The organism is Subtercola boreus (assembly GCF_006716115.1).
Taxonomy (GTDB): domain Bacteria; phylum Actinomycetota; class Actinomycetes; order Actinomycetales; family Microbacteriaceae; genus Subtercola; species Subtercola boreus.
In genome coordinates this window covers 62,843-79,799 of the sequence record NZ_VFOO01000002.1, presented here as the reverse complement: position 1 = coordinate 79,799, position 16,957 = coordinate 62,843, and the positions used below count along the sequence as shown (strand labels likewise).

At 65.1% G+C, this 16,957-nt stretch carries 16 protein-coding genes; 7 read left to right on the top strand and 9 right to left on the bottom strand.

The window, feature by feature from the left end; genetic code table 11:
• Positions 1-17 precede the first annotated feature (17 nt).
• From FB464_RS20045 to FB464_RS19170, 5 genes are all read left to right on the top strand, one after another.
• On the top strand, positions 18-1,916 hold the full coding sequence (locus FB464_RS20045; protein WP_246093220.1) for an ATP/GTP-binding protein: 1,899 nt from the start codon (positions 18-20) through the stop codon (positions 1,914-1,916).
• Complete coding sequence (locus FB464_RS19185) at positions 1,913-3,637, top strand: type IV secretory system conjugative DNA transfer family protein (RefSeq protein WP_116416806.1); 1,725 nt, start codon at positions 1,913-1,915, stop codon at positions 3,635-3,637. Before FB464_RS20045 ends, FB464_RS19185 begins: the two co-directional genes overlap by 4 nt.
• Positions 3,638-3,639: 2 nt before the next feature.
• On the top strand, positions 3,640-4,074 hold the full coding sequence (locus FB464_RS19180; RefSeq protein WP_116416805.1) for a DUF4913 domain-containing protein: 435 nt from the start codon (positions 3,640-3,642) through the stop codon (positions 4,072-4,074).
• Between the two features lie 88 nt (positions 4,075-4,162).
• On the top strand, positions 4,163-4,738 hold the full coding sequence (locus FB464_RS19175; RefSeq protein ID WP_116416804.1) for a helix-turn-helix domain-containing protein: 576 nt from the start codon (positions 4,163-4,165) through the stop codon (positions 4,736-4,738).
• Positions 4,738-5,310: a DUF6036 family nucleotidyltransferase gene (locus FB464_RS19170; RefSeq protein ID WP_116416803.1), complete on the top strand. Its 573-nt coding sequence runs from the start codon at positions 4,738-4,740 to the stop codon at positions 5,308-5,310. Before FB464_RS19175 ends, FB464_RS19170 begins: the two co-directional genes overlap by 1 nt.
• Positions 5,311-5,352: 42 nt before the next feature.
• Here the strand turns inward: FB464_RS19170 and FB464_RS19165 are convergent, their stop codons facing one another.
• Genes FB464_RS19165 through FB464_RS19155 form a run of 3 tightly spaced genes read right to left on the bottom strand, consistent with a single transcriptional unit; the run spans position 5,353 to position 8,372 of the window.
• The gene (locus FB464_RS19165; RefSeq protein WP_142206776.1) at positions 5,353-6,261 is read right to left on the bottom strand and encodes a hypothetical protein; all 909 of its coding nucleotides are present in this window, start codon (positions 6,259-6,261) and stop codon (positions 5,353-5,355) included.
• A 36-nt stretch (positions 6,262-6,297) separates the two neighbouring features.
• Positions 6,298-7,944 (bottom strand): relaxase/mobilization nuclease domain-containing protein, encoded by a 1,647-nt coding sequence (locus tag FB464_RS19160; protein WP_116416801.1) that lies wholly within the window; start codon positions 7,942-7,944, stop codon positions 6,298-6,300.
• Between the two features lie 26 nt (positions 7,945-7,970).
• Positions 7,971-8,372, bottom strand: a complete 402-nt coding sequence (locus FB464_RS19155; protein ID WP_116416800.1) for a plasmid mobilization protein — start codon at positions 8,370-8,372, stop codon at positions 7,971-7,973.
• 242 nt (positions 8,373-8,614) lie between these two features.
• Here FB464_RS19155 and FB464_RS19150 point away from each other — a divergent pair, with 242 nt between their 5' ends.
• Positions 8,615-8,929, top strand: coding sequence for a hypothetical protein (locus tag FB464_RS19150; protein WP_142206775.1), 315 nt, complete (start codon positions 8,615-8,617; stop codon positions 8,927-8,929).
• A gap of 355 nt (positions 8,930-9,284) precedes the next feature.
• Here FB464_RS19150 and dprA read toward each other — a convergent pair whose 3' ends face one another.
• Positions 9,285-10,202 (bottom strand): DNA-processing protein DprA, encoded by a 918-nt coding sequence (gene dprA / locus FB464_RS19145; protein WP_116416798.1) that lies wholly within the window; start codon positions 10,200-10,202, stop codon positions 9,285-9,287.
• 434 nt (positions 10,203-10,636) lie between these two features.
• Here dprA and FB464_RS19140 point away from each other — a divergent pair, with 434 nt between their 5' ends.
• Positions 10,637-11,575: a hypothetical protein gene (locus tag FB464_RS19140; protein ID WP_142206774.1), complete on the top strand. Its 939-nt coding sequence runs from the start codon at positions 10,637-10,639 to the stop codon at positions 11,573-11,575.
• A 170-nt stretch (positions 11,576-11,745) separates the two neighbouring features.
• Here the strand turns inward: FB464_RS19140 and FB464_RS19135 are convergent, their stop codons facing one another.
• The 5 genes from FB464_RS19135 to FB464_RS19115 form a co-directional block, all read right to left on the bottom strand.
• Entirely contained in the window at positions 11,746-12,783 is a 1,038-nt protein-coding gene (locus FB464_RS19135; RefSeq protein ID WP_116416796.1) for a PDDEXK nuclease domain-containing protein, read from the bottom strand.
• A gap of 308 nt (positions 12,784-13,091) precedes the next feature.
• Positions 13,092-14,522 (bottom strand): ParB/RepB/Spo0J family partition protein, encoded by a 1,431-nt coding sequence (locus tag FB464_RS19130; RefSeq protein ID WP_170152049.1) that lies wholly within the window; start codon positions 14,520-14,522, stop codon positions 13,092-13,094.
• A 92-nt stretch (positions 14,523-14,614) separates the two neighbouring features.
• The gene (locus FB464_RS19125) at positions 14,615-14,986 is read right to left on the bottom strand and encodes a DUF3846 domain-containing protein (protein ID WP_116416794.1); all 372 of its coding nucleotides are present in this window, start codon (positions 14,984-14,986) and stop codon (positions 14,615-14,617) included.
• Positions 14,987-15,375: 389 nt separating this feature from the next.
• Positions 15,376-15,789 (bottom strand): hypothetical protein, encoded by a 414-nt coding sequence (locus FB464_RS19120; RefSeq protein ID WP_116416793.1) that lies wholly within the window; start codon positions 15,787-15,789, stop codon positions 15,376-15,378.
• 59 nt (positions 15,790-15,848) lie between these two features.
• Positions 15,849-16,772 (bottom strand): ArdC-like ssDNA-binding domain-containing protein, encoded by a 924-nt coding sequence (locus FB464_RS19115; RefSeq protein ID WP_116416792.1) that lies wholly within the window; start codon positions 16,770-16,772, stop codon positions 15,849-15,851.
• Between the last annotated feature and the right edge of the window lie 185 nt (positions 16,773-16,957).

Below are 16,957 nucleotides of genomic sequence, written 5' to 3'. Positions count from 1 at the left end.
CTTGTTGGAGGCTCACTATGAACGACACATCCAAAACCCGCACCCACCACGACCACCACATGTCCGTAGAAGGTTTCCCGGACGGCTTTGTTCCGGCGGAGCCTGACCCCCTGAGCGGTGTCCTGCCGCCTGAGGACTCAACCGGGGCGAGGGCTGTAGCAAAAGGTGAGACGGCGACTGCCCGAGCCACTCTGGTGGCTTGTTCCCCGTTGGCGCGGGAGAAGGTCACGAAGCGGGTGAAGAAGGCGCGCCGGATTCCGCACGCGGGCGGCAAGAAAAAGGCCGTCCGGAAGGCCTCGCCGAAGCGGCCGCTTCGGCCGACGGCCACGGGATGGCTGGGTCGTGGTGGCGGGCAGGCTGTGAGCATTCAACCGGCGGATGAGTTCCGGGCGACGACGGTGCAGGTGTGCGGGCTGTACCCGTTCTCCGTCGGCACCGGAACGCCGATGATCGGCGTACCCTTGGGCAAGAATTTGGCCACGGGGGCGTCGGTGTGCTGCGACCCGATCTCGTGGTTTAGGCGCGCGCGCCTAATTTCCAACCCTTCCATGTTCGTGCTCAGCCTGCCCGGTCTCGGAAAATCCTCCCTCACCCGCCGGATGGCTGCTGGGCTTGCCGGGTACGGCACTCTGCCGCTTGTACTCGGGGACTTGAAACCGGACTACGTGGACCTCATCCGGGCGCTCGACGGGCAGGTCATCACCCTTGGCCGTGGCCGGGGGTATCTGAACATCCTTGACCCTGGCGAAGCGCACCACGCCGCCGCCCGACTCGCAACCGCCAGCAAGGATGCTCTCCTCCTGTCTGACGCGCTGATAGCTCAGGCCACCTCCGGGACCAGCCCTGCAGAGACCCACCGGCTGCTGGGGGAGGCAACCGGGGAACGTGTGCGTGCAGCGAAGCTGCAACGCCTCGCCAACCAGGTCCTCGCGGACGCGCACGGCCGCCGACACACCATGATCGCCGCACTCCTCACCATCCTGAGGTCGGAGCCGCCAACCGACCGGGAGGAAACGATCATCGACCGGGCGTTGAAATACCTCGATGAAACCCACGACGGTGTTCCCGTGCTCGCTGACCTGCTCCGGGTCATCCAGGAGGCCCCGGACCAGATCCGACAGGTGGCCCTGGACCGCGGCGACCTCACCCGGTACAAAGCCATCACCGAGAACCTCGAAGCGTCCCTTATCGGACTCACGACCGGCGGGCGGCTGGGGGAAGTGTTCTCCCAGCAGACCACGACACCCATGCGCAGGGACCGGCCTGTTGTGTATGACGTGTCCTCGATCGATGACTCCGAAGGCGACCTGCAAGCCGCGATCCTGCTCGCCTGCTGGTCGGCGGGGTTCGGAACCGTGAACGTCGCCGCCGCGCTAGCGGACGCCGGTCTGGAACCGAGACGGCACTACTTCGTGATCCTGGACGAGCTCTGGCGCGCCCTCCGCGCAGGACGTGGCATGGTCGACCGCGTCGATGCCCTCACCCGGCTGAACCGTGCTCGCGGGGTTGGGCTCGCGATGATCTCGCACACCATGTCCGACCTTCTCTCGTTGGCGTCGACGGAGGATCAGATGAAGGCCAAGGGGTTCGTGGAACGCTCCGGGATGGTCGTCTGCGGCGGCCTACCGGGCGCGGAAATGCCCCTGCTCACCTCCGCCGTACCTCTTTCCTTGGCGGAGCAGTCGATGCTTACGTCCTGGCAGGACCCACCCGCATGGGACCCGGTCTCCGGGCACGAGGCAGAGCCTCCCGGCCGCGGCCGGTTCCTGATCAAAGTCGGCGGCCGGCCCGGTATCCCTATCCGGGTGGAACTGACGCAGGCGGAGATGGAGGTCAACGACACCAACAAACTCTGGCACACCGCCTCCCGCGCCGGACGCACCACCGACCCGGTGAACGTGGAGATCTTGCCATGAGCGTCGCCAACAACCGGCGCCTAGAACCCGGGAAATCCAACAACGCCCTCCTGCTCGGTTTCGCGTTCACCGCATTCACCGCGGTCGGCGTCATCTGGATCTCGGTGGCCGTCGGGTCAAAAGCAGACGGCCTGAACCCGGGGTTGCCTTCGGACCCGTTCGCGATCATCAGCGGCCTACTCCGCGACACCATCACCTGGCCACCCACCGGAACCCTCATCGCTAGCGTCCTGGTTGGCCTGATGATCGGTGTCGGAGGTTTCTGTTTGTGGGTGCGCGCCGCTGGTCGGAAGGGGCGCACCAGCGTTGACCATGCTGCCCGGTACATGGCCCGGGCCCGGGATCTCGACGGCCTGCAGTCCAAGCTGGCGCGGAAGAAGTCTGCGCGTCTCGGCGTGGCAGACTCCGCCGGGATCCCCATCGGGAAGCTGCTGCTCGGCGCGCGAACGGTATACGCGTCGTTTGAGGACATGATGATCCTCATCGCTGGCCCCCGTGTCGGGAAATCGACCTCGTTAGTGATCCCGGCCATCACCGCGGCGCCCGGCGCGGTCGTGACGACGTCGAACAAGCGGGACGTTCTTGATGCGACCCGTGACCCGCGCGGCACGGTAGGGCCGGTGTGGGTGTTCGATCCGCAACGCGTCGCGTTGGAGGAGCCCACGTGGTGGTGGAACCCGCTGTCCTACGTCATTGATGACACGAAGGCGGCGAAGATGGCGCAGCACTTCGCCTCCGGCACTACCCTGCCGGGGGCTAAGACGGATGCGTACTTCGATGGGAAAGGGCAGAACCTCCTCGCCGCGTTCCTCCTCGCAGCTGCTGTCGGTGGCCGGCCGGTCACCGATGTGTATGAGTGGTTGACGAACGTCAGCCGCACCCAGGCTGTCACCTACCTTGAACGCGCCGGGTACCAGCGTCTCGCGGAAAGCGTCAGCGCCGTGCAGCAGGCCACTGAGAAACAACGGGACGGTATTTATTCGTCCGCGGAACGGATGGCTGCGTGCCTGAACAACACCGGCATCGAACGATGGGTGAACCCTGACCCCTCCCCGCTCATTCCGAGACCAGAGTTCGATCCGCACGAGTTCGTGAAGGGCACTGGCACCCTTTACAGCCTGTCCAAGGAAGGCGCCGGCACCGCAGGGCCCCTCGTCACTGCTCTCACCGCTGCCACGATCGAGGCGGCCGAAGAGTTGGCATCGAACTCACCCGGCGGCCGGCTGCAGACGCCGTTGCTGGGGTTGCTGGATGAGGCGGCGAACGTCTGCCGGTGGACAGACCTGCCTGACCTGTACTCCCACTTCGGGTCCCGGGGGATTCCGATCATGAGCGTGTTCCAGTCCTACAGTCAGGGCATCGCGGTGTTCGGGCAAGACGGTATGCGAAAGCTCTGGTCTGCGTCCAACGTCAAGATCTATGCCGGCGGCGTCTCCGAGCCCGCATTCCTAGGCGAAATGTCGGACCTGATCGGCACCTACGACCGGGAGACCACCTCCGTCAGCCTCAACCGCGGCATCCGCTCCACCTCGTCCGCATTGAAGCGGGAGAAGATCCTCGAGGTGCAGGAACTCGCAGACATGCCCCGCGGCCGCGCCGTGATGTTCTCCTCCGGAAATCGTGCAGCGCTCCTTCGAACCCTGCCCTGGTTCACCGGTAGTAAGAACACGGTCGCGGCGATCACAGCGTCCATCGCCGCCCACGAACCCGGCCGATCGTAACAATGGGAAGCAGCTACGACTTCGACGACGAACCCGACAACGCAGAAGAGGACGGGGAGGCGGAGAAATTCGTACCGACACTGTTCTACGGGTCGGCGGACGAGTTCGTGCGGAAGCAGCTGCGCTACAAATACCGGCGCCAGATCACCCGCCCGGGACGTGGGAACTTCCGGTGGCGGGCGTCCTGGTGGAAAAGCGAAGAAGCCATCAGCCGCATCGAAGCCCTCTGGCGGGCGTGGGAGAAAGCCCGCCAAGACCCAGCTGCAATGAGCGACTGGTGGCTCACCCACTGCGACCGGCAGATGGCCGTGCTGCTCTCCCCGGACGGCCCCTTCGCCGGCTCCGAAGACGAAAGCAAACCCGGTGACCTGTTGCCCTACGTAGCCCCGCCGGACGGCTACTTCGCCCCAGATCACCAGTCGAATGCTCTTATGTGAGACCAGGCTGTGTCTACCCGAACGACGGCAACCAGCGGATGCGATGAGGCTCCCTGATATGCTTTTACTAACTAGTAAAGGCGGAGTCATGGCAGCGAACGTTCTGGCTCGGTCGGCGAGAGCGGCGAGCGGGCTCAGCCAGAGCGATCTCTCGAGCCGTTCCGGCGTTGCAGGTTCATCGTTGTCTTTGATCGAGCACGGAAAGCGCGAACCGTTGGTGACCACGCTGGACGCGCTTCTCCGCGCGACCAGGCACTCCATTGTCACGGTGCCGACTGTGCGTAGCGATGCAGCCCACATCGCGTCTGAAATCAGCGACGCCACTGAGGCGTCGGATGATGCGGTGGCGTTCCGTCGCTTCCTGCAGCTCGCCGACAACCTCGCCGCCGAGCGCGGCGCCACGCGGGTCGGCCTGACCCTCACCGAGCCTGCCCCGACCGGGTCCGGGCACTGGGACGCTGCGATCGCGGCGCTCTGCGAATACCGGCTGACCTCGGACGACTTGCCCGTTCCGGATTGGGTTGCCGCCAGAACAGGCAACCCAGAAGACTCCTGGGCCCCCCGCTCGAGCGTCTACGACATTCCGGCTGATCCGGCGCGGGTGCCGGCTGCGTTCCTTCGACGCGGCATCCTCATCGAGTCCGCGACGCTGGAGAGTGTCTGATGCCGGGTGACCAGCTCGACAGGGCTGACCTCATCCGCGGTATCAACGCGGTCATCGAAATACTCCGCACCCGCGGCCAGCCCGCCGGTATCCGCATCGTTGGAGGAGCGGCCCTCGCCCTTCGCTACTTCGATCGCCGCACCACCGCCGACGTCGACGCGGTCCTCTACCCAGAGCAGCCCATCCTCGACGCTGCGATCGACGTCGCTAACGAGAATGGGTGGCCGGACGACTGGCTGAACAGCAACGCTGCGCTGTTCGTCCCCGCATACGGCGCAGACCCCGGGTGGGAAAGTCTCTACGCGGACGAGAACATCACCGTCGAAGTCGCCTCACCCCGGGCTCTGCTGGCGATGAAGATGAACGCGTCTCGACCCGGCCGTGATGTGCAAGACATCGCCAACCTCCTCGCGATCTGCAACATCCACGACATCGACGCCGCCGAAGATCTGTTGGCAACCTTCTACCCAGGCGATGGTCTACCCGACAAGGCGCTGCGCATCCTGAACCCGATCTTCCGGCAGGGCGTGCCCGCCGTTCCGGAGACACCACCCCCAGCCCAGCTGGGCTGATACCGAAGCGACTGGGTAATGGACCCGGCTCGGCCCCCGTGGTTAGCGGCTGCGGTCGCCGCGCTGCCTCTGCCGGCCGGCCGGAGTCCCGGACGGTGACTTCACCCGGGACGCACGGGCTGGCGAGGTGAGTACTTCGTGGGCGGGGCGTGCGTGGTCAACGTCTGCGCGGAGGCGCGCTTTGATGTCCTCTGAACTGACACCTCTGCTTTCGAGGTCCGCCGCGAACGCGTCGCGCCGGGCAGCGCTGTCGTAGTTGTCGTCGGCATCCGTGCGTGCCGTGTCAGCGACCGGCGATGGGGCGGCGGCTTCTCTGGTGGTGTGGTGCAGTTGTGCTTGGGCGCGGGCGTCTGAGGCGAGTTCGCGGAGCTCGTCGGGGGTCTTGCCGTCCTCCCCGCCCCGGGCGGCCGCGTCATCGTAGGAACGCGCCTGCGCCTCGAGGTCCGCGACAACATCTGCCGGTATCTCGCCGGCAGCGGCCTGGTTGTTGGTGTTGCGGTCGAGCCGGTCTGCTTCCGCGATGAGCAGCGCAGCCTCAGCACGCTCTTCGCCCGCCGTCCGGCGCTCGGACGTTGGCAGCGAGTTGACGTCGACGCCGTACCGTTCCTGCACTTCCCGGCCGATGGTGTCCGCCGCTGCGGCGGCGCGGTCGTCTAGGCCTCGCCAGGTCTGGGCGGTTTCTGCGACGCGAGCGACATCGGCTCTGCTGGCGTTCTCCCACCAGGTGGGCTGGTCGACGACCACGAGCTCTGCCCGGGCAGCTGCTCGTTCCGCATCGAACCTGCTCGCGAGCTCGCGGGCAACGGCGGTGTCGCGGCGCTCGGCTTGGCGTGCCATCTCTTCCCGGACCCGGGCGAATCGTTCGCCCATCTGCAGGGCGACCGTCAGCGCGGTCCGGGTAGCGGCATGCATTTGCTCTTCGACCCCGCCGTCTGCATCATGCTCAGTCATCTGTGGCTCCTGTTCATCCGGTTCGTGCGTGAGGGGTTAGCGGCCGCGGTCGTCGTCGCGTCCGCGCTGCGGTGCCCCGTCTGTGGCCCAGTCGGGTGCGCGTTTGGTCAGCGGCGCAGGGAGGGGTGTGCCGTCGGCCCAGCCGCGTTCGGCTGCCATCCGCGCCCGGACCTGCTGCTGCTCCGCCGTCAACGTCTGAACTACGGTCGCCCCAATTCCCGAGTCGGGGATGTGTGGCATTTGCTGGGAGACGGTGTGGAGGCGGTGTTGCATCATGTTGCGGACGTCGCTGGCGCGGCTGGCGTCGCCGGCAGCGCGGTGCATGTCGTGGACGGCGCGGCTGAGCTTCTCGAGCTCACGCAGCACCAACGCCAACGCGAGGGTCGGTTTCCCGGTCTGGGCGACCTGCATGAGCACCATCGCGTTGCCGGCGGCCGACGCCCACGCCACCGGTCGCGCCTTCGTCTCATGCGCCCGCAGATGCGCCGACCGGGCGAGGCTTCGTGATGCTTCGGCGAGGGGCCCGGGGGTGGTTTCGACGCGTTGCGACCAGGCCGCAAACGCACCCGACGTCTCCCGGGCGACGCGCGCCCACGCGTCCCGATCCGACGCTGGCACGGCACGCATCTTCTCGCGAAGCGCGCTGAGTTCGCGGGCGTACTTCGTCCAGAGGCCGGGGGAGGGTTCACGGGTTTCCCGGCCCGGGTTCGCGGGTGTGTACCGCCATGGGTTCTTCGACGTGGCCCGCCATTCCTGGACGGCGGCGGTTGCGGTTTCGGGGCGGTCCGGCCACCCTTTCCGGAGTTCGGGCAGGGTGAGGTCGCGGGCGAGTTTCCCACCACCGTGCCAGATCACCGGCTGCCCTTTCTCTGGTCGTAGTGCGACGGAGTAGCCGGCGACGACGTCGTCGCGTCCGGCGGCGAATCGAGGCCGGATCAGGACGCCGGCCTGCCGCATCCGCCGCACGAACTCACCCTCATCGACCGATGACACGGCGGCGGCGCGGATGGCGCGCTCGAGGCGGTGCATGTCGGGTTCTTTCTGTCCGCGACGGTTCGCGGATTCGCGGGCGCCGGGCCGGATGCCGCGTTCGCCGTATTCGCGTTCGGGCTGGGTGTAGACCTGCAACCCGTAGTCGCGTTCCAGTTCTTGGCTGATCTTCTGGGACCGGTTGTAGTCGTTGTTCACGTCCGCTTTCGTCCCGTCCTCACGGACCAACGAAACAGCGATGTGGACGTGGTCGTTGCCGTTCTTCGACAGCCCGTGACGGACGGCAACCCACCGGCAGTTCGCCTTCCCGAGGTCGTCGCCGGCGAACCCCATCCGGTCAACGAAGTCGGTTGAGATCTGCCCCCATTTCTCGTCCGTCAGCTGACCTTCTTCCGCAGCCAACGACAAGGAGCAGTGCCACACGTCGGCCTGGACGCGTTCCTTCACTACAGCGCCGGCGGCGTCTCGGAGGGCGACACCGTCGTCGCCTTTCTGCACAGCGAGGCGGGTCACTTCGACGCCGAAGAATTTCCTCGGCCGGTCGAGGCTCTTCGCGATCTCAAGCGCGGTTGTATGGTCAAGGACCGCGTCGCCGTGCATCGCCATGATCGCCGGATCCCCAGCAACAAGGTGTTGTTCGGTGTGCTCGTTCGACTTCCCGCCGCCCGCGAGATACGACATGAGCCCGGACATTTGCGACCCGCGGGTGATGTTCGTTCTCACTGGCCCGCCAGCCTGTCGATCGTCGCCTCGAGCTTCGGCAGCAACCGGCGGTACTCCGCGTACACGTCCTCTGCTTCGGCCGGGAAGCGGCCTTCCGAGTTAGCGAACTTCGCGAGCTGGTTCATGTTGTCCGACACCGACTTCATCAACCTCGACACCCGGAACAGTTCAGCGCCGACGAGCTTCCATTCCGTGTCCGTCCGGACCTGCGCGTTCATCGCGGACTCGAACAACAGGCGCGGCACCGTCACCTCCAGCACCTCCGCCCGGGCCCGCAGGTGCGCATCCTCCATCGGGCTGACGGACACCTCGTAGCGTTTCGACCGCCTCTGCTCGGTCGGTACGTTCGCACGCCGACGCCGCCCGAACAGGCGACCCTCACGCGACGAATCCGACACAACCCAATCCTTCCAAGGCCCAGCGCAGCGAACCCGCCCCCAGGCGGGGACCATACGACAAGTATGCCCCGCACCGGCCGCGCGGCGGAAGGGGCACAAGCAGATTACCCCGGGTAAACTTATAGCTTGCTCTCAAAATATTTCTCAGCTCACGCCCTGACCGCCCATGGTGGGGTGTGAGGATCCGGCGGGGCCGGGTCAGGGGTGGCGATCGCGGTGTGAATCCGGTTAATCTGATCGGCATGACAGATCAGAAACTCGACCCAGAGGCGGCCGTTCGCGTTGCCCGCGAACTCCTCCACGAAACCACCGAACGCCGCGTCAACGCCGTCCGTACACTCGTCGACGCGACGAACACTGTCGACGCCGCCGAGCAAGGTGTCAAGGACGCCCGCGATGCACATGGCCGGGCGTGGGCGGATGCGATCACCTCCGGGTGGAGCGACAAAGAACTCCGCGCGACCGGAGCACGTCCGCCTGTGAAGACCGCCGCGGCTCCTCGGCTGCGACGCAGCAGTCGGTCCAGTGCGTCATCGTTAGATGGCGCCGGCGAGTAGAGCACACACCACGGTGTGTTCCGTAACCCCCTGTCCACCTGTGGACAGCACGAGCTCTTTCCTCCGGGCTCATCCTGCCCACAGGTGGACAGCGGGACCCCAACCTCCCGCCCGCACCCAGGCCACACCGTCACGTCTTGTCTGCACGTCACGGACCGTGTGGTGTGACCCGGGCACGGCCTCCTATCCGGGTTCACGGGTTGGGCATCACGCACAACCTAGTGGGACTGCACGTCGCGCTCAGCGGCGTTCCGTTTCCGCCGCATAGCGCCACATTGGTCGGAGGGGGAGTGCGAGGGGGAACGGCGGGTTCCCCCTCGCGGGCCAGCCCGGAAGGCTGGCCCGCCCACCATTTTTAGAGCTCGTGGGCCTCGTCAGCGGTGGTGATGAGGGTGGCGCCGTGTTCGCGGATGAGGCGGTGGCATCCCGCGCTGGCGACGCTCGTCACCGGGCCGGGGACGGCGCCGACCGGGCGGCCGATCGCCAACGCGTGACCGGCGGTGTTCAGCGACCCGGAACGGTGCCCGGCCTCGACGACGATGGTTTTCTGCGCTATCGCGGCGATGATCCTGTTTCGCTGCAGGAACCGCCACTTCGTCGGCGCCACCCCCGCCGGCATCTCAGACACGATCGCGCCCTCTTCCGCGATGCGCCCAAGCAGGCCGTCGTTCCCCGACGGGTAGAACCGGTCAACGCCACCAGCGAGAACAGCGACCGTGTTGCCGCGGCAGGCCAGTGCGGCGCGGTGCGCCATCCCATCGATCCCGTATGCCGCACCTGACACGATCGTCCACCCGTGATCGATGAGGCCTTCGGTGAGAGTCATCGTGACGTTCTCCCCGTACCCGGTCGCCGCCCGCGCACCCACAATCGCGATCGACGGCGTGCCGAGCAGGGCGGCGTCACCGCGTACCCACAGGCAGACCGGTTCGGTGTCGCCGAGGTCCGCGAGAACGGCCGGCCAGTGCTCGCTCGACGGCGTCAGGATCTGAAACCCCTGCGCCTTAGTACGGGCGATCGTGGTGGCGATGACGTCAGCGTTGAACCGCTCCCGGACACGTTCCCGCAAAGTCACGGCGTCGTCATCTGCGGGCTGGTCGCCGAGGGTGAGGCGGAGCGCTTCGGCGGCGCCGTGGGTGGTGATGAGTGCGCCGCGGGTTGTGTCTCCGGGTTCGGTGATGCACGCCCACGCGACGCGGGCGAGGAAGTCCTCATCCTGCGTGGTGGTGCGGGTGGTGAGTGCGGTGATCGGGTCGGTGTGCGTGGTAGCCATGGGGGTTCTCCTTCAGTGTTCGGCCAACATTGTTTTTGGCCTTTCCGGCGAGAGAATCGATAGCGAGCGAGAGCCCCGGGAGTACCGGCCCGGGTGGGCGAAATAAGGGAACGAAGTGACCGCGTCCACCCGGGCCGATGCGGGAGGGGCGAAGCGAGCTACGATCGGCAGCCGGAAAGGTCACAATCAACCGAAAGAACTGCGCCGCCCAGAGGGCGGCCCCGCTGCGTGGCTTCGGCGGAAAACGTGAGGGGTCTCCGTGAACTGCGCCCCTGAAAGTCGGACACACTGCTGAAATCGGAGTCGTTATTCCACCATTGACGCGTCCGGAGATAGGTCTTGGCCTTGGCCCGATCGGGGAGGCACGGATGAGTCAATCGTGAACGGGCAGTCTGGGCACCGCAAGCGTCGCTGGCTGCAGAGATACTAGAGAAATGCCGTCAGAAGATTCTCGGACCGATACTGACTACGACGACGATTCGTCGAACGAGATGGGTAGTTGGTCAAGGGAGCATCCGAACATGGAAGCTTTACGAGCGGCCGAGACCGAGTACAACGAACACCCGGGTACAGCCTTGGTTCGTAGGCTCGGGGATCTCGAGAGGATCTTCAACGCGTGGTCGGGTTTTTCCCTAAGCCTTCGGAAGCTGCTCGAGCAGTGCGAAAACCACGAGCCCACAATTGTCGAGCTCGTAATTCGGAACGTCGGTGACACATCGCCGAGAGAGCGTATCCGCCTGATGCTGGACCAGGCGACCGTTGCTTATGTTGCCGGCTTGGGAGCACTTATTGACCACAACCGCATCGTATTGAAGGCCCAAAGTTCTGGGCTCCGCGAGGAGTACGCCACGCGACTGGCAACGATTACGGAAACAGTGCCTGGCGCTCTATTCCTAGCGAAACTCCGTAACTATGTTCTGCACTATGTTGTGGCACCTTGGGAATTCAGCGCTAAGCAGGCCGGCGAGACAATGACCGCCGAAGTTCTGTTGAACGCGGGGGCTCTTTTGGAATTCAGGTGGGACGCCGCCGTCCAAAGCTTCATTCAATCCGGCGGTGAGCAGATTCAGTTGTCGCCGCTGCTCGGACCGTACCAGAAGGCGATGCACGATTTGACTGATTGGTTTCTCCAACGGTGTTGGAATGATAACGCAGAGTTAGTTGCTGAACTGAACAACCTCATTACGAAACGGAATTTGATTTTGTCCGGCGGAATAACCGATGGACATGATTGGGAGAAGCGGGTAGGCCACATGCAGGAAAATCATCTTCGCGCAGAGCGCGGTGAGCCGCAGACCGACTTCCGAACTGGCAAACCCATAGACAAGCAAGCCGATCGTGAACCGTCAGCGCCTCGTGGCCCGCTCAGTTGATCTGAGCTACATAGCTGAACCGAGTTGACGAACTTCGTCTGGTGACTGCAGTGTGAGCGCTGATAAGGGCGGTCATTGACTCACCCTCCGCCTCGCGCGCCTAAAGGTACCGAATCCGGTCTCGCACAATCCCTCCTCATCTCAGTTGTAGGCCGTGATGAGCGCCTTACTCAGTTGGCGTCTGGGTTCCAGTCGAGTGCGGCTGCGATTTGTTCTGCGGTGGGGAGGATTCGTTGTTCGTCGGCTGGCAGGGAGTCGTAGGTGTAGCTTGCGACGGCCATGGGGGAGTGGGTTTGGCCGAGTGCGTAGCGGACGGTGTGGTTGTTCTGTCCGCCGCAGATGAGGATTCCGACAGTTGGGCGGTGGAAGTCGCGGCGCATTTTGTCGTCGACGACGGCGATGTAGAAGCCGAGCTGGCCGGTGTAGGCGGGTTCAAATTTCCCCGTCTTCAGTTCGATGACAATGTAGCGGAGCTGCTCGGTGTGGAAGAAGAGCAGGTCGACATAGAAGTCGTCTCCTCCGACATCGAAGTGCACTTGCCTGCCGACGAACGCGAAACCGGGGCCGAGCTCTCGGAGGGTTTCGACGATCCTGTCCATCAGAGCCTGTTCGAGGTCGCGTTCTGCGACCTCGTCGGTGAGGTCGAGGAAGTCGAAGACGTAGGGGTCTTTCGCGAGCTGCGCGGCGAGGTCGGAGTCTGTGGGTGCGAGTTGTCCGGCAAAATTTGAGGGTGCGGCGCCGGTTCGTTCCAGCGTGCGGTTCATGATCTGGTTCATGAGGACGTTTCGTGACCAGCCGTGCGTGGCGGCTTTTTCCGCGTACCAGTCACGGTCGGTTTGGCGGTCGAGCTTGTCGAGGAGCACCATGATGTGGCCCCACGGTAATAGTCCAGCAGCTTGCTGGACTACTTGCTCACGGTCAGGCCACGCCTGCGCAAAACCTCGCATGTAGAACAGATTCGATCTCGAGAACCCCTTCATCGCTGGGAACTCCGCCCTCAGGTCTTCGGCGAGGCGGGCGACGACCTGGGCACCCCATTCCTGGTCGTTTTGTCGTTGCAGGATGGTGTCGCCGATGCTCCAGTACAAGGTGATCAGTTCGGTGTTCACGCGTCGCTGCGCTGTGAGCCTGGCGGAACGGACTCGCGTCTTCAGATCGTTGAGGACTGCGGCGTAATCGGCGGGCAGCGGTCGGATCTCGGAAGCCATCCGTCCAGACTACTGATCCGGGCAAATAGTCCAGCAGGCTGCTGGACTATTTCAATCACCACCCGGTGAGCCGATTCCGATTCCCTTTCCGCAAGCCTGAGTGGCCCTGAAACAGGTAGCGAAATTGCGCAACGGCTCGTTGCGCAATTGGGTGGTTTCTCCCTGGGTGGGGAGTGTGAGGGGTCGCCGAGATCCCTCACCGCCGGCCCCGGGAGGGCCGGCGACCGCACCACCCGCACAGCCGAGCACATTCTGCGGATGGTGGGGGAGGGGCGGGCCGCTTGTGCGCGGTCCGCCCCTCGGTGGTGTTACTCCGCGTCCGGTGCGGTGTGGCCTGCGGCGATTCGTTCGACGTCGGTGAGGTGGTGGCCCCATTTCTCGAGCTGCAGCAGGTACGCCTCATCAGAGGCGTTCGGGTTCCGCCACGACTCGCGGCTCGTCCGGTTCTCCCGCGCCGACAGTGCGACCGCGAGACTCACATACCCGGCCTTCGTCGGGGATGTTTCGACCATCGCGGCGAGGGCTTCGCGTGCGGCATACCCTTCGTGGCCGAGGAACACGGCTGCGCCGCCGCTGTTGTCACCAGCCACGTCGTAGGAGTGCCGGGTGAGGGTCACGGCGACGAACGCGGCTGCGTCGGTGGGGAGTTTCTTCCGGGCCAGGAGCGCGGTGATCCAGTCTTTCCGGACGGTTTCGGCGGTGTCCCATGCTTTGTTGTTCGCGATCAGGGTTCGCCGTTCGGCGCGCTTCGCTTCGGCCTGGGCGTCGGCTTCCTCCTCCGACAGTTCCACCGGCTCCGCGACCGGCGAACGATACCCCCGGTAGATGCTCTGGTGCAGTTCCGGCTTCGTGCAGAGCGGCACCGTCTCGGTGTCGTCCTCGCCGAGCCCGTTCACCGTCAGGAACACGGCGTGACCTTCACAACTGGTGTGCGCCCCCGCGTCCAGTGGAGGCCGTTCGGTGTCGTCGTCTGCGGCGTCGGTGAGGCGTGAGAGGTGCGCCATGGTCGAGTAGTTCCATGCCGTGACAACGGTCAGGCCGTCTGCTTCCAGCGTGGTCACGATCTCGGCCTGCCGGACAAGGCGGGCATTCTCGTCGCGGCACTCCTGCGCGACATAGGCGAGGTCTTCGTCATCGCAGTCCGTGACGGCGGCGATTGCCTCGTCGTCGCCTTCGAACTCGGCGATCAGCAGCAACCGGTCGAAGGAGACGGTGCCGTACGCGGCGTAGGTCGTCGCGGCTTTGCTCTTCCCAATGGTGAGCGCCCCGGTGACGGTGGCTTTGTCGGCTCCTGCGGACTTCGCGATTTTCTCCACGCTGATGCCGTCGAGAGCCAGAGCTTCATAGGCGGCGATCCGGTCGGTCAGCGTGAGTTCGGCGCGGGCGAAGGTGCAGAGCTGGTCAAGGATTCGGCCTGATTCGGTGCCGGTGGTGTCGGCGATACCGAACACGGCGAGCATCGATGTGAGGCCTGCTTCGCGGGCGGCGAGGAGTCGGCGCTGTCCGTCGTAGACGTAGGTGATGCCGTCCTCTCCTCGGCGGGCGAGGACCGGCTCGCGGACTCCCTCGGCGCGGATGGAGTCCACGAACTCAGGGAGCAGGACCGGGTTGGTCCTGATGTTCGGGTCAAGCTGCACGGCCTGCGGGTTAATGCGCTCGATGGTCACCGTTCCCGCTGCGAGGCTCGCAGCAAGGTCAGGCGCGGTGGCGGTTGCGGGGGTGGCGTTGTTCTTGGTCACGATGTTCTTCCTTAGATAGTGTTGGGCTACTCGGTCGGGAACCGAGGCATTAGGAGTGCTTCGGTCCCCGACCTTTGTTATGGGTTGGGGTGTTACTGGACGGGCAGGATCGCGTTTGCGGTCTGCCACCACCCGATGACGGTGACGGTCTGCTCCTCGGTCAGGCCGCGCGTGTCGCCCTCACCGTCCGTGGTCAGGAATAGGCCCGGACCGGACAGGTGCGTCTGGCACGGGCGGGTGATCCGGATCATGGCGGTGAGTGTCGGGTTAGGGTCCTGCGTGTACAGGCCTTCGTCGTCCACCCACACGTCGATGCCACCTTCGAGGCCGACGACGTCGACGGTCGTGCAGCCGATGTGCCGGTACATGCCCAACAGGTGCGTGTGGGTGTTTGTGTCGTCGATGCTGACGGTGGACAAGACCCCGTCGTTGTCGATCCGGATCCCGGTGATGTGTTCGGTCATTTCTTTCTTCCCTTTCGTTGTTTTGCCGTGAAGGCGGTTTACCGCCGCTAGGGACAGGCCGTGCAGTGCAACCCGCCAGGGCGGTGGGGGAGAGAATTCCGGCACGAAATAAGGGAGCGCAGCGACCGCGTGCCGGAAATGTCGGAGGAACCGGCAGCCGACGGCTGCTTGCGCGGAACGGACAGGCCCGTACGCTTCCGAAGGATTCACGGCACAACAACAAGCCCCAGGCCCTGGGGCGACACAGCGCCGCGCAGCGGCTCCGCTCAGACAGGACAGTCGACGGCAGCGCCGTTGGGCCGCTGCCTGCACTCTCCCGGCGGTTGGCACAGGACAGCCCCGCCCGGTGTTCCCGGGCGGGGCTGCTTCTTATCTGAGGGATCGCGTGTTCAGGTGGTGGATACCGTGATCTGGATGTCGTCGGCGTCGCCTTCCCAGAACAGGTCAAGGATCGCGGTCCGGATCTTCTCGGCGTCGACGCCGCCCGCTCGGTCAGGAAACGACACCGTGACGGTGTGTACGAGTGCGGCGTTGTCGGTGACTTCGGCGGTCTGGTCTTCGTCGGCGTATTGGTAGGTCCAGGCGATCGCGACGGCGCCGTCGGGGCCGTCGCCGTCCCGGTCGTACGCGGCACGGTGTTCGTCCTCTCCGGGGTGTGGCGCTCGGGTGCAACGCCATTCCGTCCCGTCGGTGTCGATGGTTTCGGCTCCGCACTCGGAGCCATTGATGCTTTGGGCGGCGTCGGGCGCTTCTGGGTCGAGGTTGTGGCCGATGGTGTCGGGGCGCTGGTAGGTGATGATCATGAGCGTTTCTCTTCCGGGGTTGGGCGGGGGCGGCGGCGGCCGCCCCCGCGGAGGTGAGGTCAGGCTGCGGTTTCCTCGGCGGGGGTGTCGGTTGCGTCGTCTTCGGGGGTGAGGATTCCGGCGATCTGGTGCGCGGTGCGGAGTACCCGGGCGGCGGTGGACCTGATCAGATCGGTGTCGGCGTTCGCCCATCCGGCGATGTAACCCACCGAGTACGCGGACGTGTCGAACCCGACCAGGCCGGCGACGACGTAAGCGACGCTCTCGGCCTCGGTCTCCATCAGCCCGCGGTGCTGGGCGTACTCGGCCAAGTCATCGATGTGGCCCAATAGGATGTGCGCGCACTCGTGAATCATCGTCTTCGCCGCCGCCTCCGGCGACAGATCCGAGTCGATAACCACCGTCATCTCTGCGGGCCGGGTGACACCGTTCATACTTCCCGGCAGGGGACGACGCTCAACGTTCCAGCCCTCACCAATGAGGTAGGTGCTGAGGGCGTCGACGATGCCGTGATCATCCGATCCCGTAAGAAGCGTGGTGAGGGTGCTGGGGTCGCCCAGGGCGGGGTCGATGAGGTCCGTTTGGCTGACATCGAATACCGACAGGATCGGGAACCGGGAGATCTTCTTCTCTACCTCGTCACCGTTCGCGTCCTCCTCGGTCACCTTTTTGGTCGAGTACCCGAAAATTCGGATGGCCTTCGAGCCCTTCCGGACCTGACGGTTCAGGGCCTGCCACTTCCGGAACCCCGCCACCCGGGACGCCTCGGGCATCTGCGACAGAATCAGCAGCACATTGTTCAGCGAGTACGCGTGGAACGCCTGCGCGAAATTCAGAAACGCCTCCCACCGGCCGGAATCGCGGAGCGCCTCCACCTGATCGGTGATCGACTGGTGCAGCGCCTCGCCCTGCGCTTTCTTCTCCTCAGCCGTTTTGGCGGGGGTGCGGGTCTTGCTGGTACGGGTGGCGGTTGCGGTGCTCATGGTCTGTTCTCCTTCTTCCCTCCCTCACGTTGTTTTGCCGTGAAGGCGGTTTACCGCCGCTAGGGACAGGCCGCGGAGCGCCACCCGGAGGGCGGTAGAGGAGAGATATGCGGCGCGAAATAAGAGAGCCCGAAGGGTGAACGCGTGCCGGATATCTCGGAGGAGCCGGCAGCGCAGCTGCTTGC